The sequence below is a fragment of the Blautia sp. AF14-40 genome (genome assembly GCF_003479665.1).
Lineage (GTDB): Bacteria > Bacillota > Clostridia > Lachnospirales > Lachnospiraceae > Fusicatenibacter > Fusicatenibacter saccharivorans.
Genome location: NZ_QUHK01000017.1, coordinates 49906 through 74073, shown reverse-complemented (window position 1 = coordinate 74073; position 24168 = coordinate 49906). Strand labels below are relative to the sequence as shown.

At 44.0% G+C, this 24168-nt stretch carries 24 protein-coding genes and 1 pseudogene; all 25 read left to right on the top strand.

Annotation, left to right across the window (positions count from 1 at the left end; all coding sequences use genetic code 11):
• The coding region (locus DWW13_RS19175) for a hypothetical protein (protein WP_207664286.1) at window positions 1-280 on the top strand (280 nt) is incomplete at its 5' end.
• Window positions 281-341: 61 nt separating this feature from the next.
• Window positions 342-551: a DUF6219 family protein gene (locus tag DWW13_RS19420; protein WP_021737557.1), complete on the top strand. Its 210-nt coding sequence runs from the start codon at window positions 342-344 to the stop codon at window positions 549-551.
• 3 nt (window positions 552-554) lie between these two features.
• Entirely contained in the window at window positions 555-1010 is a 456-nt protein-coding gene (bcp, locus tag DWW13_RS12505; protein ID WP_021737556.1) for a thioredoxin-dependent thiol peroxidase, read from the top strand.
• Window positions 1010-1759 (top strand): peroxide stress protein YaaA, encoded by a 750-nt coding sequence (gene yaaA, locus DWW13_RS12500; protein ID WP_055267392.1) that lies wholly within the window; start codon window positions 1010-1012, stop codon window positions 1757-1759. The genes bcp and yaaA overlap by 1 nt, the downstream gene beginning before the upstream one ends.
• Window positions 1760-1886: 127 nt before the next feature.
• Complete coding sequence (locus DWW13_RS12495; RefSeq protein ID WP_055225693.1) at window positions 1887-2294, top strand: Fur family transcriptional regulator; 408 nt, start codon at window positions 1887-1889, stop codon at window positions 2292-2294.
• Window positions 2287-2919, top strand: coding sequence for a flavin reductase (locus DWW13_RS12490; RefSeq protein WP_118697396.1), 633 nt, complete (start codon window positions 2287-2289; stop codon window positions 2917-2919). The genes DWW13_RS12495 and DWW13_RS12490 overlap by 8 nt, the downstream gene beginning before the upstream one ends.
• A 5-nt stretch (window positions 2920-2924) precedes the next feature.
• Window positions 2925-3467: a rubrerythrin gene (rbr, locus tag DWW13_RS12485; RefSeq protein WP_118720239.1), complete on the top strand. Its 543-nt coding sequence runs from the start codon at window positions 2925-2927 to the stop codon at window positions 3465-3467.
• Window positions 3468-3494: 27 nt separating this feature from the next.
• Window positions 3495-3590: pseudogene (locus DWW13_RS20185) on the top strand (L-lactate dehydrogenase); the annotation flags it as partial.
• Between the two features lie 431 nt (window positions 3591-4021).
• The gene (gene tnpA, locus DWW13_RS12475; RefSeq protein ID WP_118720243.1) at window positions 4022-4444 is read left to right on the top strand and encodes an IS200/IS605 family transposase; all 423 of its coding nucleotides are present in this window, start codon (window positions 4022-4024) and stop codon (window positions 4442-4444) included.
• Window positions 4444-5541, top strand: coding sequence for an IS200/IS605 family element RNA-guided endonuclease TnpB (gene tnpB, locus DWW13_RS12470; protein WP_118720237.1), 1098 nt, complete (start codon window positions 4444-4446; stop codon window positions 5539-5541). The genes tnpA and tnpB overlap by 1 nt, the downstream gene beginning before the upstream one ends.
• Window positions 5542-5984: 443 nt before the next feature.
• Window positions 5985-7346, top strand: a complete 1362-nt coding sequence (locus DWW13_RS12465; RefSeq protein WP_118720235.1) for an MATE family efflux transporter — start codon at window positions 5985-5987, stop codon at window positions 7344-7346.
• A gap of 343 nt (window positions 7347-7689) precedes the next feature.
• Window positions 7690-8994 (top strand): substrate-binding domain-containing protein, encoded by a 1305-nt coding sequence (locus DWW13_RS12460; protein WP_055228556.1) that lies wholly within the window; start codon window positions 7690-7692, stop codon window positions 8992-8994.
• Window positions 8995-9141: 147 nt separating this feature from the next.
• Window positions 9142-10650, top strand: coding sequence for a sugar ABC transporter ATP-binding protein (locus tag DWW13_RS12455; RefSeq protein ID WP_055228555.1), 1509 nt, complete (start codon window positions 9142-9144; stop codon window positions 10648-10650).
• A gap of 17 nt (window positions 10651-10667) precedes the next feature.
• Window positions 10668-12320 (top strand): galactose/methyl galactoside ABC transporter permease MglC, encoded by a 1653-nt coding sequence (locus tag DWW13_RS12450; protein WP_117510117.1) that lies wholly within the window; start codon window positions 10668-10670, stop codon window positions 12318-12320.
• Window positions 12321-12720: 400 nt separating this feature from the next.
• Complete coding sequence (locus DWW13_RS12445) at window positions 12721-14319, top strand: response regulator (protein WP_022462801.1); 1599 nt, start codon at window positions 12721-12723, stop codon at window positions 14317-14319.
• Between the two features lie 86 nt (window positions 14320-14405).
• Complete coding sequence (locus DWW13_RS12440) at window positions 14406-16241, top strand: cache domain-containing sensor histidine kinase (RefSeq protein ID WP_022462802.1); 1836 nt, start codon at window positions 14406-14408, stop codon at window positions 16239-16241.
• Window positions 16238-17188, top strand: a complete 951-nt coding sequence (locus tag DWW13_RS12435; protein ID WP_118720231.1) for a substrate-binding domain-containing protein — start codon at window positions 16238-16240, stop codon at window positions 17186-17188. Before DWW13_RS12440 ends, DWW13_RS12435 begins: the two co-directional genes overlap by 4 nt.
• Window positions 17189-17201: 13 nt before the next feature.
• Window positions 17202-18251, top strand: coding sequence for a galactose ABC transporter substrate-binding protein (locus DWW13_RS12430; RefSeq protein ID WP_330425608.1), 1050 nt, complete (start codon window positions 17202-17204; stop codon window positions 18249-18251).
• A 119-nt stretch (window positions 18252-18370) separates the two neighbouring features.
• Complete coding sequence (locus tag DWW13_RS12425; protein ID WP_118720227.1) at window positions 18371-18943, top strand: DUF6553 family protein; 573 nt, start codon at window positions 18371-18373, stop codon at window positions 18941-18943.
• A 55-nt stretch (window positions 18944-18998) separates the two neighbouring features.
• A complete protein-coding gene (locus tag DWW13_RS12420) occupies window positions 18999-19421 on the top strand; it encodes a PPC domain-containing DNA-binding protein (protein WP_055228550.1) in 423 nt (140 codons plus the stop codon).
• Window positions 19422-19623: 202 nt separating this feature from the next.
• A complete protein-coding gene (gene bilS / locus DWW13_RS12415; RefSeq protein WP_118720225.1) occupies window positions 19624-20121 on the top strand; it encodes a flavodoxin family protein BilS in 498 nt (165 codons plus the stop codon).
• A gap of 170 nt (window positions 20122-20291) precedes the next feature.
• Window positions 20292-21656, top strand: coding sequence for an MATE family efflux transporter (locus DWW13_RS12410; protein WP_118720223.1), 1365 nt, complete (start codon window positions 20292-20294; stop codon window positions 21654-21656).
• Between the two features lie 338 nt (window positions 21657-21994).
• On the top strand, window positions 21995-22309 hold the full coding sequence (locus DWW13_RS12405; protein ID WP_022461712.1) for a helix-turn-helix domain-containing protein: 315 nt from the start codon (window positions 21995-21997) through the stop codon (window positions 22307-22309).
• 338 nt (window positions 22310-22647) lie between these two features.
• On the top strand, window positions 22648-23856 hold the full coding sequence (locus DWW13_RS12400) for an RtcB family protein (protein ID WP_118720221.1): 1209 nt from the start codon (window positions 22648-22650) through the stop codon (window positions 23854-23856).
• A 49-nt stretch (window positions 23857-23905) separates the two neighbouring features.
• The gene (locus DWW13_RS12395) at window positions 23906-24160 is read left to right on the top strand and encodes a helix-turn-helix domain-containing protein (protein ID WP_117510109.1); all 255 of its coding nucleotides are present in this window, start codon (window positions 23906-23908) and stop codon (window positions 24158-24160) included.
• Window positions 24161-24168 lie beyond the last annotated feature (8 nt).

The following is a 24168-nucleotide window of genomic DNA, read 5'->3' as shown; positions in this document are numbered from 1 at the left end:
CGTTCCTCTGGAACGGATGCGCAGTTCTTGCGGAATATGCAATGAGCCAAACAGCACAGTGTCTAAGGCATATAAGCCACGAACCTGGTATACATTCTGCCAAATGGGAACAATGACGCAGGGTATCTGTAAATTAAAAAATAATGAAAAGAAGAATAAAAAAATACAACACGAAAGGATGCGTCAAGGTAATGCAAGAATTATCGTGATACATCCTTTTGTATTTGGATTGAGTATTTTTCTTTCCCTGCTTGTCAAAAGTAATGGATGGAATGTATAATATTGTTAATGATCCAGAGATATTTATTTTGGAAACAGCTTAATCAATTTGGAGGTATAAAATGAAAGCACATAAGTATTGGTCAATCGGAGCGTTAATTACTATGATTGGAACTTTTTATACTGGATATAAAGGATCCAAATCAGGTCATAGGTATTTTGCGTGTAGCACTCTTATATGTATGATCATGTCTATGTATACGGGACATAAAATGATTTCAGGTAATAAAAGAACAAGAAAACAGGTGGAAAATACAAAAGCGGAGGAATAGTAAATGTTAGAGTTAGGAAAAAAAGCACCGGACTTTGAATTGCCGGATCAGAATGGAGAAATGCATAAATTAAGCGATTATGCAGGAAAAAAAGTGATCTTATATTTTTATCCAAAGGATAATACACCAGGATGTACGAAGCAGGCATGTGGCTTTTCTGAGCGTTATCCACAGTTTACTGAGAAGGGAGCTGTTATTCTCGGAGTAAGCAAGGACTCTGTAGCGTCTCACAAGAGATTTGAAGAAAAATACGGACTGGCATTTACGCTATTAGCAGATCCGGAGCGTAAAGTTATTGAAGCATATGATGTCTGGAAAGAAAAGAAAAATTATGGAAAAGTATCTATGGGTGTAGTAAGAACTACATATCTTATTGATGAGCAGGGAATCATTATAAAGGCAAATGATAAAGTCAAGGCGGCAGATGATCCTGAAAATATGCTTAAGGAATTGGCATAATGAAGATTATTTTATCACCTGCAAAAAAGATGATTGTAGATACCGATAACTTAGCACCGGTTGAACTGCCTGTCTATATTGATAAGACAGCAGAAGTATTAAACTGGATGAAAAGCAAATCAAAAGAAGAACTGAAAGCTATCTGGAAATGTAATGACAAGATTGCAGAGCAGAACTTTAACAGATTGGAAAATATGGATCTTTATAACAGGCTTACTCCGGCTGTTTTAGCATATGAAGGGATTGCATTTCAATATATGGCACCATCTGTGTTTGAAATCCAGCAGTTTGAGTATTTGCAAAATCATTTAAGAATCTTGTCTGCGTTTTATGGCATTTTAAAACCAATGGATGGTGTGACTCCTTATCGTCTTGAAATGCAGGCAAAGGTTGGAATTGGAGATGCAAAAAATCTGTATGAGTACTGGGGAGAATTGTTATACCGCTCAATAATCGATGACAGGAGGATTATCATTAATCTTGCATCAAAAGAATACTCAAAATGTATAGAAAAGTATCTGACATCACAGGACAGATATATTACGATTGTATTTTGTGAGTTATCCGGAGATAAATTGGTAACAAAAGGTACCTATGCCAAGATGGCTCGTGGTGAAATGGTCAGATTCATAGCGGAAAATAATATTGAAAATCCGGTGGAGATTCAGAAATTTGACAGACTCGGATATTCGTTTAGGTCTGATTTATCTTCAGATTCAGAATATGTATTTGAACGCAAAATAAAATAGTTATTCAGGTAAAAGATGCTCAGTTTGACAGTTTTTATAATAATGAGAATTATTACTATTTTTATTGACAGCAGGATGATGGTGATATATAATCCTTATTAAGAACTAATCCTAATAAGGAGGACGAATGACAAGTAGGAGAAATACCATTCAAAAAGATCTCGTAAGAAATACCGTATACGAAATGAGAAGACACGTTACGGCGAATGAAGTGTATGAATTTATAAAAGAAGCATATCCAACAATTGGAAAAGGAACTGTATATAGAAATCTTGATATATTGGTAGAGGAAGGTGCATTAAGAAAGGTTGAAGTTCCGAATGGACCGAACCGGTTTGATTTTACATTGAAAAATCATTACCATGTAAGATGTATAAAGTGCGGTGAAATTTTTGATGTGGATATGGATCAAATACCGGATTTACTGGAAAGAATTCATAACACTCATGGAATTGAATTTGTGGATTATGATATTTCATTTAAAGGCATTTGCCCGAAATGCAGGGAGAAGGTAAAGGAGGAACAGCATGGATAGGAAAGCAATGTATAAGTTGAGTTATGGACTGTTTATATTGACCGCTAAAGAAGCAGAAAAAGATAACGGATGCATCATTAATACAGCCATTCAGGCAGCTTCGGAACCAAACCAGTTAAGTATTTGTGTAAATAAGGCAAATTATACGCATGATATGATTCAAAGAACCGGAAAATTTACTGTATCAGTCTTAAGTCAGAAGGCACAATTTGAATTGTTTAAACATTTTGGCTTCCAATCAGGAAGAGATACCAATAAGTTTGAAGCCTTTGAGCAGTGTGCCAGGGGCACAAATGGTATTTATTATATTACAGAAGGTACAAATGCATACATTTCTGTGACAGTTACTAAAACAGAGGACTTGGGTTCACATACGATGTTTATCGGTGAGATAACCGATATGGAAGTTTTAAGCAATGTTCCTTCAGTAACATATGATTATTATCAGAATAATATTAAGCCTAAGCCACAGGAGGTTGGAAAAACAGAGGACGGTCAGACAATATGGCGTTGCAGAATTTGCGGATATGAATATGTAGGCGAGGAATTACCAGATGACTTTATATGCCCTTTGTGCAAGCACCCGGCATCAGATTTTGAAAAAGTAGTAAAGAAACGGAGGTAAAAGAGATGGCGGCAAACGAATATGCAGGAACACAGACAGAGAAGAATTTACAGGAGGCATTTGCAGGGGAATCACAGGCAAGAAATAAGTATACCTATTTTGCTTCTGTAGCGAAAAAGGAAGGTTACGAGCAGATGTCAGCATTGTTTTTAAAGACTGCAGATAATGAGAAAGAACATGCAAAGATGTGGTTCAAGGAATTAGCAGGAATTGGTGATACAAAGGAAAACCTGGTGGCAGCGGCAGAAGGCGAAAATTATGAGTGGACAGATATGTATGATGGCTTTGCTAAAACAGCTGAGGAAGAAGGATTCCCTGAGCTTGCAGCAAAATTCAGGGCAGTAGGTGAGATTGAGAAGCACCATGAGGAAAGATATCGTGCACTTCTTAAGAATATTGAAACTTCACAGGTATTTGAAAAGAGCGAAGTTAAGGTATGGGAATGCCGTAACTGCGGACATATTGTGGTAGGAACTAAGGCGCCTGAAGTATGTCCGGTATGTAATCATCCACAGAGCTATTTTGAAGTACATGAAGAGAATTATTAAGGAGATGAGATTATTACGAAGAAGAAAGTGATTAATTCAAAAAAAGCAGTAATGATAGGCTGTGGCTTTGTTGGTTCTGCATCGGTATTTGCTCTGATGCAGAGTGGCTTGTTTACAGAGATTAAGTGATAATTCTTTTGAAATGAAGCTATGGGAGATTATCCCAAGACAAAAACAGGTTTTTGATTGGAAAACGTGTAAAAATGTCGCAGTTTTTTTGCAAAGATTGTAGATTATAAATCTTCTTTTACAAGCGATAATAATCTGATGAAAACAATGATCATCAGGTGCTTCAAAACATCTTTCCAATTTGGTGCAGGCAGATATTATTGAACCAGTATCCGGTCACGGAAAAGGAAAATATAAATTCAAGAAGTAGTTTAGGTATTGTAAAATTTCCACTCGATGAGTGGAAAATTTGCTTATCCAATACGTCGTAAAACCCCTTGCTTCAGCTATGGGGATATAAGACGCGTCCATCGAATTTACGCAAGTAATTGAAGATGGACAAAATAACAATTGTGTTAATTGATAAAACATTGTATAATACAAACATGAACACAACATATAAATCAAACAATAATGTCGTCTATTCCTGTAAATACCATGTAGTATGGTGCCCCAAATATAGACGAAAAGTATTAACGAACGGTGTAGATGTCCGGCTGAAGGAGCTGCTCACAGAGTATGCTGCAAATCTTTCTGTAGACATTCTGGAAATGGAGATCATGCCAGACCATGTTCATATGCTGCTGGAAGTAGATCCTCAGTTTGGAATCCACAAAGCTGTAAAATCGTTCAAAGGCTATACGTCCAGAATTTTAAGACAGGAATTTCCCTATCTCAAAACGAAAATGCCGACGCTCTGGACAAACAGCTATTTTGTATCTACCGTTGGCGGTGCCCCGCTGGAAGCAGTAAAACAGTATATCGAAAACCAGAAAACATCGCAGAGACAAAAGGATAAGATGGGCTAATGCAAAAAGGGATCAAATTCAGGATCTACCCGAACAGAGAACAGAAAAACCTCATCCACCAGACGCTGGGATGCTGCCGGCTGATCTACAACCGGGGACTTGCCATGCGCAAGGAAAGCTATGAAGAAGGGAAGAAGATTGGATATACCCAGACTTCCGCCATGCTGACCGAACTGAAAAGACAGGAGGAGTTTGCTTTTTTGAAAGCAGCAGATTCCATTGCCTTACAGCAGTCTCTGCGGGATCTCGACCGGAGCTTTGTGAATTTCTTTCAAAAACGTGCTTCCTATCCAACCTTCAAGAGCAAACATAACCGGTTCCAGTCATACAGAACGGTCAATCAAAAAGATAATATCCGTATTGTGGGAAGATATATCAAACTTCCGAAACTTGGATTTGTCAAAATACGCCAGTCGATGGAAGTGGGAAAAATTAATCACGTAACCATTGAGTACACACCGGCCGGAAAATATTTTGCAGTCTTAAATATTGATTTCGAACCGGAACCACGCCCAAATGCTGGAGGAACGATTGGAATTGATGTCGGAATCAAAGCATTCTATTCTGACAGCAATGGAAATACGGTATCAAATCCCAGATATCTGGAACGCTCCATGCGAAAACTCATAAGAGAACAGCGCAGACTTTCCCGGAAGCAGAAAGATTCCCATAACCGCGGGAAGCAGCGGCTCAGGGTAGCCAGAGTGCATGAGAAAATAGCCAATCAGCGGAATGATTTCCTGCAGAAACAGTCAACGATGCTGGTGCGCGAAAACCAAACCATCTGTATCGAGGATCTGAACGTGAAGGGAATGATCCGGAACCATAAACTGGCAAAATCCATAGCAAGTGTTTCCTGGGCAAAGTTTTTCAAAATGCTGGAATATAAAGCTATCTGGTATGGAAATGAAATTCAAAGAGTACCAATGATGTATCCGAGCAGTCAAACCTGCAGCTCTTGCGGCTACAGAAATCCACGGATAAAAAATCTGAGCATTCGTATCTGGGAGTGCCCGAAATGCCATGCAGTTCATGACCGGGATACGAATGCAGGCATTAATATTCTGAAAAAAGCACTGCAGATGCAGTCTGCATAAAGATGAAAAGCTGTACCGTAGGGCATACGGGAACAGGATAAACATAGCTTGTGGACACTGTGTAAGACATTGCAGTACCGTAAGGTATTCGTCAATGCAGTGGTGGAAGAAACAAGAATCCCCCTGCTTTAGCTGTGGGGAGTGTCAAGTCTGCGTCTCAAATACGCTGCTTCTTTTTCATACTCTGTAATGGAAAACCAAGGAAAATCTCTTTTTACCTCTCTCATAGCGCTGCCTCCTGTGCATTACGATACAATCGGTTGATTCTTCCTGATTGCGGAAATGATTTTTCAGACACGCTCTGGCTTCTCTTCGGAAAAAGAAAGTAATAGCCACCAAAAATATCGGAAAAACTTTGTGAAAAAATAGAATTGTGTTTTGCAAGGGTCCCATGTAAAATAGCGGGCAGGAGGAGAAAGAGAGAAAAGGAGATTCTTAATCTTATGGGAACAAATGAAAAGAATATGACTGCGGGATCCCCCGGAAAACTGATCATAACGTTTGCCATACCACTGATGCTCGGAAATATTTTCCAGCAGTTTTATACGATGGCGGACACCATGATTGTTGGCCAGGTGGTAGGAGTAGAAGCGTTGGCGGCAGTAGGCGCCGGAGACTGGCTGGTCTGGCTGGTGCTGGGCATCATGACAGGTATCACACAGGGCTTTTCGATTCTTGTATCGCAGTACTATGGAGCAGGGGAAAAGGAAAATCTGAAATGTGCGGTGGCGAAAAGCTATATTATGACAGCATTACTGTCTGTGATTGTACTCGCAGTAAGTGAAGGAGCAGTTTATCACGTTCTTTTATTTTTGCAGACACCGGATAATGTTATTGATCTGACGATGCTATATTTACGGCTGATTTTTGCGGGAGTCCCGATTATAGCTGCCTATAATATCTTTGCGGCGATCCTGAGGGCACTTGGAAACAGCAGATCTCCATTGATTGCAATGACCGTGGCAGCAGTGATCAATGTGGGACTTGACCTGCTGTTTGTGGCAGTTTTTGGCTGGGGCGTAGCCGGAGCAGCCATAGCGACCGTTATTGCACAGGGATTTTCAGCCTTGTATTGTCTGCTTGTATTACGGAAAATCAGGGATATCCGACTGGAAAAGGAGGATTTTTACAGGCAGCCGTCTATGAGTCTGCGGCTTTTGAAGCTGGGGACTCCTCTTGCCATACAGAACGTGATCATTTCTGTGGGAGGACTTACGGTGCAGTATGTGATCAATGGCTTTGGCTTTCTGTTTGTAGCCGGATTTACGGCAACGAACAAGCTGTATGGAATTTTGGAGATGGCAGCCGTTTCCTATGGATATGCGATTACAACGTATGTAGGGCAGAATCTTGGCGCAAAGAAATATCAGAGAATCCGAAAAGGTGTGCGCAGCGGTACGTATATGGCAGTGCTCACTTCTGTTTTCATTTCCGGTATGATGGTGCTGATTGGGCGTAATATATTGTCTCTGTTTGTATCCGGTGAACCGGAGCAGATCCGACAGGTATTAGATATTGCATATAAGTATTTGTTTATCATGGCTGTCTTTTTGTGGATACTGTATTTGCTGCATGTGTATCGTTCCGCGATCCAGGGGCTGGGCAATACTTTGATTCCGCTTGCCAGCGGCATTGCAGAATTTGTGATGCGTGTCAGCGTTGCGCTGCTGCTGCCGAAATGGATCGGCGAAGAGGGAATATACTATGCCGAGATCTGTGCATGGAGCAGTGCGGCTGTTTTACTGATCATAAGCTATATGATTCTGATACGAAAATATAAAGATGCTAAAACGTCAGAAAGCTGATGCAGTCTCGCCTGCAAGAGGATTTTAGATCTCTTACCCCGCTTAAAGCATAAGTAAGAAATAATACAAAAAAAGCAGTGCTGCAGAACGCAAACTACAGGAAACAGATGGGAAGGCGTACCCGAGGTACGACAAAAATCTGTCATGCGGTAATTTGCGCTCTGTGGGACTGCTTTTTTGCATGATTCTTGGAGTTTTGGGGAATTACGACAAGAAATAACCAAAAATTTCAATAACTAATCCAAAAATATTCTATTTTTTTTTAGGCCTCTTGTGATTATAATGAATTCATCAGCTAGGAACGAAGCGAATCTAGCAAAATCACCAAACGGGAGGAATGAAAATGAAAAGAAAAGCATTAGCAGCAATTATGGCAGTAGCTATGGCAGTATCCATGGCTGGTTGTGGAGGATCCACATCAGAGTCTAAAGATTCTACCCAGAAAACAGAAACAGCAGATTCTACGGCATCAACGGGCGGAAGCGTAGAAAACAAGGACAAACCTCTGTGCTGGTTCAACCGTCAGCCATCCAGCAGTGCTACCGGCGAACTGGACAAAGATGCTCTGAACTTCAACGGAAATACTTATTATGTAGGTTTCGATGCAAACCAGGGTGCTGAACTGCAGGGACAGATGGTTCTGGATTACATCAAGAAAAACGCAGACACGATCGACAGAAACGGTGACGGCGTAATCGGATATGTTCTGGCAATCGGTGATATCGGACATAACGATTCTATCGCCCGTACACGTGGTGTTCGTTCCGCACTTGGAACAGGTGTAGATGCAGACGGCGGAGTAGATTCTACACCGGCCGGAACAAACGTAGACGGAAAAGCAAAGGTTGTGCAGGATGCAACTCTGGATGTAGACGGAAAAACATATACCATCCGTGAGCTGGCTTCTCAGGAAATGAAAAACTCAGCAGGTGCAACATGGGATGCTGCAACAGCTGGTAACGCGATCGGAACATGGACAGCTTCCTTCGGTGATCAGATCGATGTTGTAGTTTCCAATAACGATGGTATGGGAATGTCAATGTTCAATGCATGGGCAAAAGACAACAAAGTTCCTACCTTCGGTTACGATGCAAACAGCGATGCTGTAGCAGCAATCGGTGAAGGATATGGCGGAACAATTTCTCAGCATGCAGACGTTCAGGCTTACCTGACACTGAGAGTTCTGCGTAACGCACTGGACGGTGTAGACATTGATACCGGTATCGGTACAGCAGATGAAGCCGGCAACTGCCTGACAGAGGGTGAAGATTACAGATACAGCGAAGAAGAGAGATCTTACTACGCATTAAATATTGCTGTAACAGCCGATAACTACAACGATTTCACAGATTCCACAAAAGTTTACGATAAAGTTGCAAAACAGCTGGATGAAAGCAAGAGCCCATCCAAAAAAGTATGGCTGAATATCTACAACGCATCGGATAACTTCCTGAGCTCTACCTATCAGCCACTGCTGGAGAAATATGATGATCTGCTGAACCTGAAGGTAGATTACATCGGTGGAGACGGACAGACAGAGTCCAATATCACAAACCGTCTTGGAAACCCGAGCGAGTATGATGCTTTTGCAATTAACATGGTTAAGACCGATAATGCAGCAGCATATACATCACTTCTCTCCAAATAATCTGAGACAGAATAAAAGTGTAAATGGTAACGGTTCGGAGCTATGCGAAATCGAGATGAGGTCTCTGAATCGTTACCGTAAATGAATGAAATTATAGAGGGGTGTCAGCAATGATACCCTTCTTTACTAAGAAAAGGAAGCGCAGCTATGACAGATGATAAGAATAAATATATCTTATCGATTAACGGCATGAGCAAATCGTTCGGTAGAAATAAGGTTCTGAAACATATCAGCATGAATGTCAAACCTGGAACCATTATGGGACTGATGGGTGAAAACGGTGCCGGAAAATCGACAATGATGAAATGCCTCTTTGGAACCTATCAGAAAGATGAAGGAACCATCGTACTGGACGGAAAAGAAGTGAATTTCTCCGGCCCGAAGGATGCACTGGAAAACGGAGTGGCGATGGTACACCAGGAGTTGAACCAGTGTCTTGAAAGAAGTGTTGTAGATAACATGTTCCTTGGAAGATACCCAAAGAATTCCGTTGGGGTGATCGACGAAGGAAGAATGAAAAAAGAAACATCAGACCTGTTCAGAAAACTGGGAATTACAGTTGATCTGACGCAGCCAATGAAGAAAATGTCTGTATCTCAGAGACAGATGTGCGAGATCGCAAAAGCGATTTCGTATCATTCCAAAGTCATTGTACTGGATGAACCTACATCATCCCTGACTGCACCGGAGGTTGAAAAACTCTTTAAGATGATGCGTCAGCTGAAGGCACAGGGAATTGCTCTGATCTACATTTCACATAAAATGGATGAAATATTTGAAATCTGTGACGAAATATCCGTACTGCGAGACGGTAGTCTGGTCATGACCAAGCCAAGTAAAGAAACGGATATGAACGAACTGATCGCCGCTATGGTTGGACGTTCTCTGGACAACAGATTTCCGCCTGTGGACAACACACCGGGAGAAACGATTCTCTCCGTACAGAATATATCAACAAAATATGCACCGAAACTGCAGAACATCTCTTTTGATATCAAAAAAGGAGAAATTTTCGGATTCTATGGTCTGGTTGGTGCCGGTCGTACGGAACTTCTGGAGACAATCTTCGGAATTCGTACAAAAGCAGAAGGAAATATCGTATATGATGGAAAAGTACTGAACTTCTCCTCCCCGAAAGATGCTATGGATCACGGATTTGCTCTGATTACAGAGGAAAGAAAAGCCAATGGTCTGTTCCTGAAGGGCGATATTACATTCAATACTACCATTGCAAACATGAAGCATTATAAGAGCGGAGTCGCATTATCGCATGACAAGATGGTGCGTGCAACGGCTGAAGAAATCAAGATCATGCATACAAAATGTATGGGACCGGATGATATGATCGCCAACCTTTCCGGTGGTAATCAGCAGAAGGTCATCTTTGGTAAATGGCTGGAGCGTTCACCGAGCGTATTCATGATGGATGACCCGACACGAGGAATTGATGTTGGAGCAAAATATGAAATTTATGAACTGATTATCAATATGGCGAAACAGGGAAAAACAATCATCGTTGTTTCTTCCGAAATGCCGGAGATTCTTGGTATTACCAACCGAATCGGTGTTATGTCTAACGGACGTCTGGCCGGAATCGTAAATACCAAAGAAACAAACCAGGAAGAATTATTGAGACTCAGTGCTAAATACCTGTAACAGGAGGAAAATTGGAAATGGCAGAAAACAGCGTTATTATTTCGTCGGAAGAAGAAGCAAAGCTTTTGAAGCCGATCGATGAATATGTGGAAGAAATCCAGAAAAAAATCGATGCATTACGTGCAGACGGCTTTGACAAAGTGAGCGATCTGAAAAAACAGATCGCGATCGCAAAAGAAAACAAGAACTTATCCGCAACACAGAGAGATAAGATCATTGAAAACAGCAAAAAAGAGCTGGAAAATGCAAAAAAAGTAGAAGCAGACAACAAAGAAGAAATCAAAAAGCTGATCGCAGAGGCAGAAAGCTATCTGGCCGCGCATTACAAAAAGGATTATTACGACGTAGTAAACAAAAGCTGCAAAGCTGCAAAAGCAGAAGAAAACAGCAGATATGAGAAGGTCAAAGCAGATCTAAAGAGCGAGCATCAGAAAAAGGTTGCTTCTCTGAAGGATGCAGAAGAGATTAAGGCTGAGAAATATGTGCTCAAAAATAAATTGTTTGATGCACAGATGGCTCACGAATCGAAGCTTCAGGAGATCAAGGACAGAAGACATGAAGCATTCATGCATAAATATCACCTGATCGACCTGTTGCGGGCTTCCAAATTTACATTCCCGCAGCAGAGAATACAGAAACTGGAAAATTACAGATATACCTTCGATTTATCTCAGTTCCTGTACAAAAACGGTCTGTATATCGTAATCATTCTGATCTTCATCGCACTGTGTATCATCACACCGATCGTTAAAAATACACAGCTGCTGACTGTTACCAACATCCTGAATATCTTACAGCAGGCATCCCCGCGTATGTTCCTTGCACTTGGTGTTGCCGGTCTGATCCTGTTAACAGGTACCGACCTTTCCGTGGGACGTATGGTTGGTATGGGTATGGTTACAGCAACCATCATCATGCATAACGGAATCAATACAGGTGCCGTATTCGGACATGTATTTGACTTCTCCGCTATGCCTGCTACAGCGAAAGCACTGTTTGCACTGTTAATGTGTGTAATCCTTACGACAGCATTTGCCATGATTGCCGGATTCTTCATGGCGAGATTCAAAATGCATCCGTTTATCTCTACCATGGCGAACATGCTGATCATCTTCGGTCTGGTTACCTATGCGACCAAGGGTGTATCCTTCGGTGCGATTGATTCTGCCATCCCGAATACTTTCATTCCGCAGATCGGAAAATTCCCGACCATCATTCTGTGGGCTGTTGCAGCAGTTGCCATTGTATGGTTTATCTGGAACAAAACAACTTTTGGCAAAAACCTGTATGCGGTAGGTGGAAACCCGGAAGCGGCAGCAGTATCCGGTATCTCTGTATTTAAAGTAACAATGGGAGCATTTATGCTGGCAGGTATCCTGTATGGCTTCGGTTCCTGGCTGGAATGTAACCGTATGGTTGGTTCCGGTAGTGCAGCTTACGGACAGGGATGGGATATGGATGCCATCGCAGCCTGCGTAGTTGGTGGTGTATCCTTTACCGGTGGTATCGGTAAGATCTCCGGAGTTGTAACCGGTGTACTGATCTTTACCTCCCTGACATACGCACTGACAATTCTTGGTATTGATACTAACCTTCAGTTCATCTTCGAAGGTATCATTATCCTGGCAGCCGTAACACTTGACTGTCTGAAATATGTACAGAAAAAATAATGAGACATTCATAAAGATACCAGGAGTGCAAAGCACGTAGCAATCTGGTATCAAAGGGGTCAGAAAAACTTTTGATTCCAACATCTTCATAAACAGATAGAATATAAGACAGCCCGGTCGTCCGATGGATGACCAGGGCGGTCTTTTGTTCTGTTCTGGCAAAATTTGTAACTATTCAGAGCCATGCGAAATGGAAGAAAAATCGCGAATCATGTTTACATGAATGAGCTATTTTTCTGGAATTTCATATGGCGAGAAGCAACATCGAGATGCAGCGTAAGCGGAATCGAGATGGGGCTCTGAATAATTACAAAATTTTTGTAACTATTCATTCAGCAGAGAGCAATCTTCTGCTATAATAAAGGAACAATAATATGCTCCGCAAAACAGGAGGATAAGGATGGAACAATATAAAGTGATTCTTGTCGATGATGAAGTAGAGGTCATCGATGTTATGAAAAAAAAGATCCGCTGGAATGATCTGGGATTTGACGTAGTGGGAAGTGCCACCAACGGCGTGAAGGCTCTGGAGCTGGTGGAAAAGCTTCAGCCTGATGTGGTGCTGACGGACATTAAGATGCCTTATATGGATGGACTGGAGCTGGCAAGAAAGCTGAACCAGGACTATCCCAATATTTACATTATGCTTTGCACCGGTTTTGATGAATTCGAATATGCAAAAGAGGCCGTCCATCTGGAAATTAAGGAATATATGCTGAAACCCATCAGCGCCACCGAGCTGTCAGAAAGCCTGATGAAGCTGAAAGCCACACTGGACAGGGAACGGGAAGAAAAGTTAAATGTAAAAAAACTGGAAGACTATTTCCAGGAGGTATTACCAAAGCTGCAGTCCAATTTCTTCATTTCCCTGATTGAAGGAAGAGTCAGAGAAGAGGACTATGAACGATTCCTTTTGGATTATCAGGTGGATATGAAGGGACCTTTGTTTTGCTGTATTATCTTTCATACCTCGGAAAATGATGTGCCGGATGGGATGAATCCCTTATTATTATCCATGTCTGTGGAACGGGAGATCAAACAGCGGCTGATGGAGAACTGTAATTGCCAGGAATTCATCTATATGGGTAATACCATTCTGATTATGGAACTCCATTCAGAAGATGAGATAGCTCAATTGACGGACAAGTGTGACCGGTTCTGCCGCTGGGCATGGAGAATTATGGGGGCGGCGGTTACCGCAGGGGTCGGAACCGTCTGCAACAATCTGTACGATATCAGTATTTCCTACGAGGGAGCCAGAGAGGCGGTATCCTACCGTGTCCTGTACGGAACGAAACGAGCCATCAATATCGCAGAGATCGTTCCCAAAGAGTCAAAAAAGGCGGTTCCCTTAGAAGAAACAAAGATGCAGGAGCTGTTTCGTGCCATCCATGTAGGGGATCAGGAAAAGATCCGGAAAGAAGCCATCAAAGAGACAGAAAAGCTCCATAAGAATGCAGCCACCATCAGCCAGTACAATCTGGCCACCATGGAGATTGTCAGCGGCTTTTTCAAATTTTGTGCCAATAATTCCATGGATTTCAATGAAATTTCCGGAAATGTACAGAATCTTTACGAAAGAGTGACTCAGCTGGATGAAAGCTCTATGACAAACTGGATCATCAATATGTCTATGGCGATCAGCGAAAAACTGAGAAGTACCAGAAACAGTACCTCCAGACGGATCATCACCGATGCGCAGAACATCGTAAAAGACAGATATATGGAACCGGCGCTCTCGCTGGATGATGTGTGCGCAGATCTTGGGGTGTCCAATTCTTACTTTTCGTCCATCTTTAAAAAGGAGACCGGTCAGTCCTTTGTCTCCTATCTTACCGATTACCGAATGGACAGGGCAGAAGAAATGGTGCTGAACACCGATGAAAAAAGCTATAAGATCGCAGAAAAAGTAGGATATCAGGATGCGAACTACTTCAGCTATGTATTCAAAAAGAAATTCGGTGTTTCCCCTTCCAAATACAGAGCTTCCGGAAAATAAAAAGACGGAAAGCAGAAAGAGCAAGCACAGAAAGACTCCGAGAGTACATCAGGCAGAAAAGAGGGAACAGGTGAAAGGGAAAATACATGAAAGATAGAAAAAGAAATCCGGATTCCCGGAAGAATATCGTATTTAACATACAGTCGATCATCCTGTCTGTCCTTATGGCGATTTCACTGGTTACGATCATTGTAATGGGATTGCTGCTTTACCATCGATTCAAGCTGGCTCTGGAAAAAACAGCGGTAGACAACACGGAAGCTACCGTGGAGGCTACCGTAGACCGGTTAAATGCAGATCTGCTGGATATCCGGCAGATCCTGAACGGGGCAAACTACAACGTAGTCCAGCAGTTTGATATATCCAGCCGGGAATTCTCGGAGCAGTTCAGTCTGCTCTATGAGACCAATTCCGATAAGATTCAGAGCCTGGCTTTGTATGACCCAAAAGGAAATCTGATTGCATCGGAGCCGGTGGCGGCAGAAAAGAAAAATGTGAAGGTGCAGACGCAGGAATGGTATAAAAATGCGGAAGATGCCATTGAAAATATACACTTTTCCACACCGCATATCCAGGAGCTGTTTGAGGACGGCTCTTATCGGTACCAATGGGTCGTTTCCCTGAGCAGGTATGTAGATGTCAACAAGGGAGAGACACCGGAAACCGGTATTCTTTTACTGGATATGAAATATTCTGTGATCAGGGACGTGATGAAGCAGATCAATGACTGTTCCGGCGGAATCTACTATTATCTGATCAGTCAGGACGGAGAGATGATCTATCATCCCCGGGGAACGGAATTAAACCGTGGATTATTTGAAGAAAACAGTCTGGAAACGGCAAAATACGAGGACGGAACCTATGAGATCCATTCCAACAGTCAGAATGAGACCGTGATCGTCGGCAGCGTAGCCTATACAGGCTGGAAAATGATCGGTGTTGTGCCGGAGAGTGTGCAGGCGGCAAACTACAAGAACTTCCGTTACTATGTATTTGCTACTGTTCTGGTTCTTATGGTCATGCTTTTGGAGGGAAACCAGCTGGTTTCCCGGAAGATATCCAAACCGATCCGGGAGCTGGATGCTTCCGTCAAGGCCCACGAGGCAGGAGGAAAACCGGATATCTATATCGGCGGCTCCTCGGAGATCCGCCATCTGGGACATTCTGTGCAGAAGTCCTATGAACAGATCGAAAAACTGATGGACGAGATCATCCGGCAGCAAAATGAACGAAGAAAAAGTGAACTGGATGCCCTGCAAAGCCAGATCAACCCCCATTTTCTGTATAATACACTGGAATCCATCACGTGGATGGTGGAAGCCCAGGAAAATGAAGCAGCGGTTCGTATGATTTCTGAACTGGCAAAATTGCTTCGTGTCAGCCTGTCACGCGGTAAGACCATCATTCCCATTAAGGATGAGCTGCAGCACAGCAGAAGCTATATGAATATCCAGCTGGCCCGGTACAAAGAGCGGTTTAAAACAGAATTCCGAATCGAGGAAGAGATCGAAAACTGCTGCATCGTAAAGCTGGTGATCCAGCCCATCCTGGAAAATGCCATCTATTATGGCGTCGGAAATATGGATGAGGATGATGACGGCATGATCATCGTCAGCGGAAAAAAGAAAGACGAGGACATTCTGATCACCATCGAAGACAATGGGATGGGCATGCGGGAAGAAGTCCTGGAAAATATTCTGACGGATAACAGCAAGGTTCCGAAGCACGGTTCCGGCGTGGGCGTAATCAATGTGCATTCCAGAATCCGGCTGATGTTTGGCGAAGAATATGGACTTTCCATAGAAAGCGAACCGGACGAAGGAACAAGGGTTACGATCCGTATTCCGGCAATCCCATATACACCGGAAAACGCAGAAGCATTGGAATTACAAAAATACATACAGAGGAGACCGGGCGGATGAAAAAGAACAGAATGAAATTTCTTATAATTGAGTTTCTTTTGCTGCTGCTGGCAGTATTCTTTGTATGGAAGATTTTCGATCAGAACGTAGCAGAGCCCCGGATTGCGGTGATTCTTCCGGAGTCCGGTGACAAACGCTGGGATGCCCTGATCAAGGGAATGAAGCAGGCTGCGGCAGAGAACAACGTTCATATGATCATCTGCAATACGGAAGAGATCGACGGGCCGGAGGTGGAAAGAGAATTTATCAGGGAACAGAAGGACAACGATATTGATGGCTTTATCATATATCCGGCACCCGGTCATGAGACGGAAAATATGCTGAAAAAAGAGTGTGGAAATAAACCGTATCTGCTGATTGCAGATGGTCTGGCGGTAAAAGAAGGAAAAACTGCCAGTCCCACGATCCAGCCGGATTACCGGGAGATCGGAAGATGGCTGGGAGAACGGCTGAGAACAAAAAAGCAGAAGATCGGAATTATCGCCGACTGGAAAATGTCCGAGGCTGTACAGGCTGAGATTTGTGGATTGAACGAGGCGCTGGAAGGCAGCGAAAGCAAGATCAGCTGGTGTATTTACCGGAGAAAAGAACAGGATATTGTGGAGCGGATGAAGAAGGAAACAAAAGCGGATGCCCTTGTCGTCCTGGATGCAGGAATCCTGGAGGAGTTTGGAGAGCAGGCAGAAAATGGAACATACGAGGGCGCAGAGCTCTATGGAGTGGGTTACAGTCTGAAGACGATTGCACTTCTGGATAACGGAAACATTCAGGGGCTGGCTGTGCCGGACGGATATGAAATCGGCTATAAAAGTGTGGAAGAAATAACCAAAAGGATCGAGCACAGGTCTTATAAAATGCAAGGATATATAACCGAATATCAGGTACTTGGCAAGGAAAATTTCTCTATGGACGAAGATTTAGAAAGGTTTTTATATTCCTATGAATAAAAAGAAAAGAAGGGTGGCAGTATTATTATCTGCCACGATAGGGAGTGCGGTGCTTGTGCTGTCGGGGTGTTCCGGCAAGTCGGACCAGACAGAGAAAACCCTGCGGGTCGGAGTGATAACCTACACGCAGGATGATCCTTTTATCAATGGATTGACGGATGAACTGAGGGAGCAGCTGAAAGCCATGGAAAACAAAGAACGAAGGATTATCGTATCGACAAAAAGCGGAAACGACGATCAGCAGGAACAGAACGAAAAGGTGGAAGAGATGATTGATGCCGGCTGTGATGTGCTCTGTATCAATCTTGTGGACCGGACAGCTCCGTCCCGGATCATCCGAATGGCAAGGAATGAAGACATTCCTGTGATCTTCTTTAACAGGGAACCGGTAAGAGAAGACCTGGTGCAGTGGGAAAAGCTGTATTATGTGGGCTGTGATGCAGAACAATCCGGGATCATGCAGGGTGAGATCGCAGCAGAATACATCAACAGCCATTCGGAAGTCGATAAAAACAAGGACGGAAAGATCCAATATGTGCTTCTGGAAGGAGAAGCGGGCCATCAGGATGCCATCAGCAGAACGGAATATTCCGTAAAGACACTGATGAAAAATGATGTTATGCTGGAAAAGCTAAGTTATCAGTTAGCGGACTGGAACCGGGGACAGGCGGAGAACCGCATGAACCGTCTGATCAGCCAGTACGGAAAAAAGATCGAACTTGTCATGTCCAACAACGATGAGATGGCACTGGGGGCGGTGGAGGCCTATCGGAAAGCAGGCTATGCCCGTGAAGACTGGCCGGTGATCTTCGGAATTGATGGCCTGGAAGAGGCTCTGGAAGCCGTAAAGGCAGGAGAGATGCAGGGCAGCATCCTAAATGACAGAGTGGATCAGGCAAAGGAAATGGCGAAAATGGCAGTGGAGCTGTTCGAGGGAGAGGACTTTGAACAGGAAAGCCTGAAAGAAGGCCGGTACTATTTTTCGGAATATCAGAAGGTAGACGGCAGCAACATCGATGAGTACCTGAACGCAGAAGAGACGATTTCCCACTCCGGAATGTAAGCAGGAAGACTGCGTTTGCAGGCAGAAAGAGTAAGTGAAGACGTGTCTTTATTTTAAACCAATCAAGCAAGCAGCGAAACGGATTGCGAATATCCGCTTGACAGAATGAGGAAAAACAGATGGAACATACATGGACCAAAGATTTTTATCAGGAGACAGATCCGGCAAAACGGCAGCAGATCTTAAAAGAACATATCGGAGAGGAGGAAGCCTGGGAAGAAGAATACCGGGCTCGGCTCTGGACGGCCCGATACGGACAACGCAGGCTCCAGAAGGATGAATTTGTCAAATGCCTGATGGAACTGAAGTATCTGGCGGAAGGAACCTCCCTGGATCTGGGAGGCGACAGAAAAAAGACGGGAGCCCGGATTCTCTCTACGTTGTGCCTGGCGGAAGCCATGCAGTCAGATGAGGGATACCAGAAAATTCTTGCAGATGAACTGTACAATGTATTCCTGAAATTTATTCAGGTCAGCAGAGGAGGCAGAGGATTTACCTCTCTGGTATTCGGCATGGGACAATTGTCCGAAGAAGGAATCGCGAAAAAAATCGCCGAACAGATCAGTGTGATCGCGTTCAAGGCACCACGCCTGCTTCACATGGAAAAAGAATTCATCCTGCTCCGGGAAGCCGCCCTCCGGGCATATCGGCAGGAGTATCCGAACAGGGAGCATTTTCTGAATAAATATTGAGGTTATTGCAGTAATGTCTGAAAAGTGACCGGGCGGAAAGAGAAAGGAGAATAAAATGGAATACAGAAAATTTGACAATGTTATAGTAGCAAGGATTGACAAAGACGAAGAAATATTGGAGCAGCTGAGGGTAATTGCCATAAAGGAGAATATAAAGCTTGCCAGTGTCCAGGCTCTTGGAGCGATCAATGATTTCACAGTCGGAGTATACAAGACAGACGAAAAGAAATATTATTCAAACAGCTTCCAGGGGTATTATGAAATTACATCACTGACAGGTACAATCAATACAATGGATGGAGAATATTATGCGCATCTTCATATGAGTGCCGGAAATCAGAAGGGCGAGGTGTTTGGAGGACATCTGAACAGAGCGATTGTCAGTGCAACCTGTGAGCTGGTCATCACGGTAATTGACGGAAGAGTGGACAGAGTTCATGATGAAGAAACCGGACTTAATATTTTTAAGTTTAACTGAAGCTGCAAAGCAGCTATTCGGTTATGAGCAAGTAGCGAAGCGGATTGCGAATATCCGCTTGACTTAAAAGCCTGAGAGGAAATAGTGAGAAGCAACATCGGGATGCAGCGTAAGCGAAATCGAGATGTGATCTGAAGAGATAATACAATTTACGAAAAAGTGGATTTTCCACATAAATACCTGAACTGGAGGTGTATGGGCTATGATAAAAGAACATTATTCGATCCTGTTTTGCAGCTTAACGGGTAATACAAAGAAGCTGGCTGATGTAATCTATGAAACGTTGCCAAAGGACAAATGCGATTATTTTGGCACAAACGATTCGCAGGTACCGCAATCCGACGTATGCTATATCGGATTTTGGACGGACAAAGGGAATGCAGACCAAAAGACATTAGAATTGCTGTCGAAATTAAAAAATAAAAAGATTTTTCTGTTTGGAACAGCTGGATTTGGCGGAAGTGATGCCTATTTTGAAAAGATTCTCGGACAAGTCAAACAGTCGATCGATGCAAGCAATACGGTCATCGGTGAGTATATGTGCCAGGGAAAGATGCCGCAGTCTGTGCGTGAACGGTATGTGAAAATGAAAGAAAACCCGGAACATCCGGTCAATCTTGATCTGCTGATTCAAAATTTTGACCGTGCTTTGTCACATCCGGACAGCGAAGATTTGGAAAGACTGAAAAAGTCATTATGAGATAGAAAAGTATGTTGTGCTTGATAAAAATAATCAGATAAGAGCAAAATTCGCGAAATGATTGCAATGGGTCGTCAAATGGAATAGAATGGAGAGAAAAAAGAAAGGTGTGGAAAAGGCAGGGCTGGCAAAGCATATCCGGCAGATGAGGTCATGCAGAAACAAAAACAATGAAAACTACAACAAAACAAACTCATTTATACAGTAACACGGATCTTCGCAAGCTTTTAATTCCAATCATCATTGAACAATTGCTTTCTTCCCTGATGGGAACTGTCGACACGATGATGGTCAGCAATGTCGGGTCTGCCGCAATTTCGGCAGTCTCGCTGGTGGATTCCATTAATATCTTAGTCATTCAGGCGCTTTCTGCGCTGGCGGCAGGAGGAGCGATTCTCTGTTCGCAGTATATTGGAAGCGAAAAACGGGATGGAGCAATCCGTTCGGCACAACAGGTGCTTTTTGTTATGGCAGTTTTGTCCGTCGCATTATCCGCGGGCTGTCTGATTTTCCGTGTTCCGCTGCTGCGTGTTATTTTCGGGGCAGTGGAAGCGGATGTTATGAAAAATTCACAGGTATATTTCCTGTTTACGCTGCTGTCATTCCCGTTTATCGGTCTTTACGATGCGGGCGCATCCATTCTGCGGGCGCAGAACAACAGCCGCAGTCCGATGGTGATTTCGGTGATTTCCAACTTTATGAACATCGGCGGAAATGCCATTCTTATTTTCGGCTTCCACATGGGTGTCGAAGGAGCCGCGATTTCGACTTTAATTTCGCGTATTTTCTGTGCGGTTGTCGTACTGTGGAAGCTTCGGGATGAAAGCAAACCGATTTTTGTGAAGCAGTATCTTTCCATTCGGCCGGACTTTGGTTTGATCAAAAAAATACTGTTCATCGGTATTCCATCGGGAATCGAGAACAGTATGTTCCAGTTTGGAAAGCTGGCGATTCAGTCCACTGTGTCCACACTTGGCACGGTTGCCATTGCCGCGCAGGCGATGACGAACATCCTTGAGAACCTGAACGGTGTCGCTGCGATTGGTGTCGGCATCGGACTGATGACGGTAGTCGGTCAGTGTCTCGGCGCGGGCCGGAAGGATGAAGCAATCTACTATATTAAAAAACTGTGCTGGCTGTCAGAAATGGTTATCGTTGCAAGCTGTCTGCTGGTATTTGTGCTGACAAAACCGATTACGATGATCGGCGGTATGGAGGCAGAGAGTGCAAAGCTCTGCATGCAGATGATGATCTTTATCACGATTGTAAAGCCGCTCTGCTGGGTCATGGCGTTTGTCCCGGGATACGGCATGCGGGCTGCCGGGGATGTAAAATTCTCCATGATCACATCCTGCTGTACGATGTGGCTGTGTCGTGTGAGTCTCTGTATTTACCTGTGCCGCATATGGGGATTCGGCCCGATTGCGGTCTGGATCGGTATGGCGGCAGACTGGAGCCTGCGGTCCATTCTCTTTACCATCCGGTTCAAATCAGGAAAATGGCTGAATCATCATTTGATAGAAGAAAAGAAATAGGAAGTTCGCCACACGCTCTAGACATCTTCTTGCGGTAAAAAGGAAAGCGCATATGCAAGAGAGTCGTTGAGATGAGATTTTTGACCGCGGCTGGAAGCCGTACCGGATCAATCACCTGAGCTGGTGGAAAGAGGAGCTTGCATCCGAAGAAGAGATGGAAGAGGGACGGAACAATCTTGCAGCACATGACAATCGGAATGTAGATGAAAAGAAAATCCTTTTGTATGAACAGATCATTCGGGTTGTGTAGAAACAGGAAGAAAAAACTGGATTTTTCCAGTACCGGATGATAAGATAAAACTGTGTTTCGGGATGGCTTAAACATATGGAGGTGCAGGATGGAACCAATTTATTTGTCAATCCAGCAGAAAGAAACTGGCAGCCGCATCAAATCCCTTCTTCGTGAAAGCGGATACACCGTGAGAGACATTCAGAATGCCATGGGTTTTGAAAATCCACAGGCGGTCTATAAATGGATTTCCGGCAAGTGCCTGCCAAGTCTGGACAACTTTCTCATTTTAAGCAGATTATTAAACACAAGCATCGAAGATATCCTCGTCATTGACGGGGATATTCCTCGTTTCCGAAGCAAATACAGAGAAATCCGAGAAAGATTAAACCGCTGGTATAATGACAAAATCGTTATTTTGTGATACAGTGAAGAAAAAGCAGAAAAAGAACCGGTTAAAAAGGTTTTGGAAAGGAAAAACAGATGTCAGAAGGAATACGTTTTGGCTACCGCAATTTAGAACATACCCCAGAAGCAACGTTTGTCGTCAAACAGCGTGGCTTTGTTTTGATATGTTCAATTGAGAAAAGCGACAGAACGGATTCTGTGGAATATGATACGGGAGGATCAAATTAGATGACCGCATCAGACAACTGGATACGAACGAAGAGGAGCCGCTTATCTTATGTTGAACACATGGGATAGGTGGCTTTTTCTATTAAATTTTTATATCAGAACAAATTGAGAAGGGAGAAACCCGGAATGGATCAGATCAAAATCAAAGGAAAAGTAAATACAGCCATCTGCTATGCCAGGGTCGTAGAGGAGGAAGCCATCGAGCAGATCCGCCGCATGTGCGATTATCCGATGACGGAAGGCTCGCGGATCCGCATCATGCCGGATGTGCATGCGGGAAAAGGATGTACGATCGGAACAACGATGACTATCCGTGACAAGGCAGTGCCGAACGTCGTCGGCGTGGACATCGGGTGCGGCATGTACACCGTAAATCTTGGAAGAGCCGAACTTGATTTTGCAAAAATCGACGAGGCGGCACATGTTATCCCGTCTGGCATGAATGTCTGGGAGGGGAGACAGGAACGTTTTGACCTGATGACACTTGCCTGCAGCCGGGAATTAAAAGACACAAAACGCCTGGAGCGGTCGCTTGGAACCTTAGGCGGCGGCAACCATTTTATCGAGATCGATGAAGCCGCCGACGGCACAAAATATCTCGTCATCCATTCCGGCTCGCGGAATCTCGGAAAACAGGTGGCAGAGTATTACCAGAATCTGGCAGTGCGGCTGGACCGCGGTTATGACGAGTACCTGGAAAAACGCGAGGAGCTCATACGCACCTACAAAGAGCAGGGCCGCAGAAAGGAAATCCAGGAGGCGTTAAAACAGCTGCAGTGGAAACCGGACGAAGCGCAGATGCCGGAGGATCTCTGCTATCTGACCGGAAAATATCTGGAAGCCTATCTGCACGACGTGGAGATCTGCCAGCAGTTTGCACGCCGGAACCGGGAAAAAATGGCGGAAATCCTGCTGGAACGAACCGGCCTTACAGGCACCGATGCGTTCCACACGATTCATAACTATATCGACACAAACGAGATGATACTCCGAAAAGGCGCAATCGCAGCGCACAAAGGAGAACGAGTGCTGATTCCGATCAATATGCGCGACGGCAGTATTCTCGCCGTCGGAAAAGGAAATCCGGAGTGGAACGATTCTGCCCCGCACGGAGCCGGACGGCTGATGTCGCGCAAAAAAGCGAAGGAAACCCTGGCACTGGAGGAATACCGGAAGAGCATGGAGGGAATCTATACGACTTCCGTCAACGAACATACCCTGGACGAGGCGCCGATGGCGTACAAATCACTGGATGACATTCTCGATATAGTCCGTGCATCGGTCGATGTCGTGGAGGTGCTGCGTCCCGTTTACAATTTCAAAGCATCAGAATAGAGGCGGAGGAAACCAGTAAAATTCCTCCGCAAGAAGGAGGAAGAAAAAAATGATGGCAATTCCGTCAATTGATATGGAAGCAACAGGAAGAAACATTACAAGACTGCGGCAGCAGGCAGGCCTTACCGTCCGCGACCTGCAGGAAATTTTCGGTTTCACCACCCCGCAGGCAATCTACAAGTGGCAGCACGGCACCGCCATGCCGGCAATCGACAACCTGGTCGTGCTGGCAGCGGTATTGAATGTGTCGATCGATGAGATCGTGATTGTGGAGACAAGAGAGCTTGTGCTTGCGAGTGCATAAACCTGAGA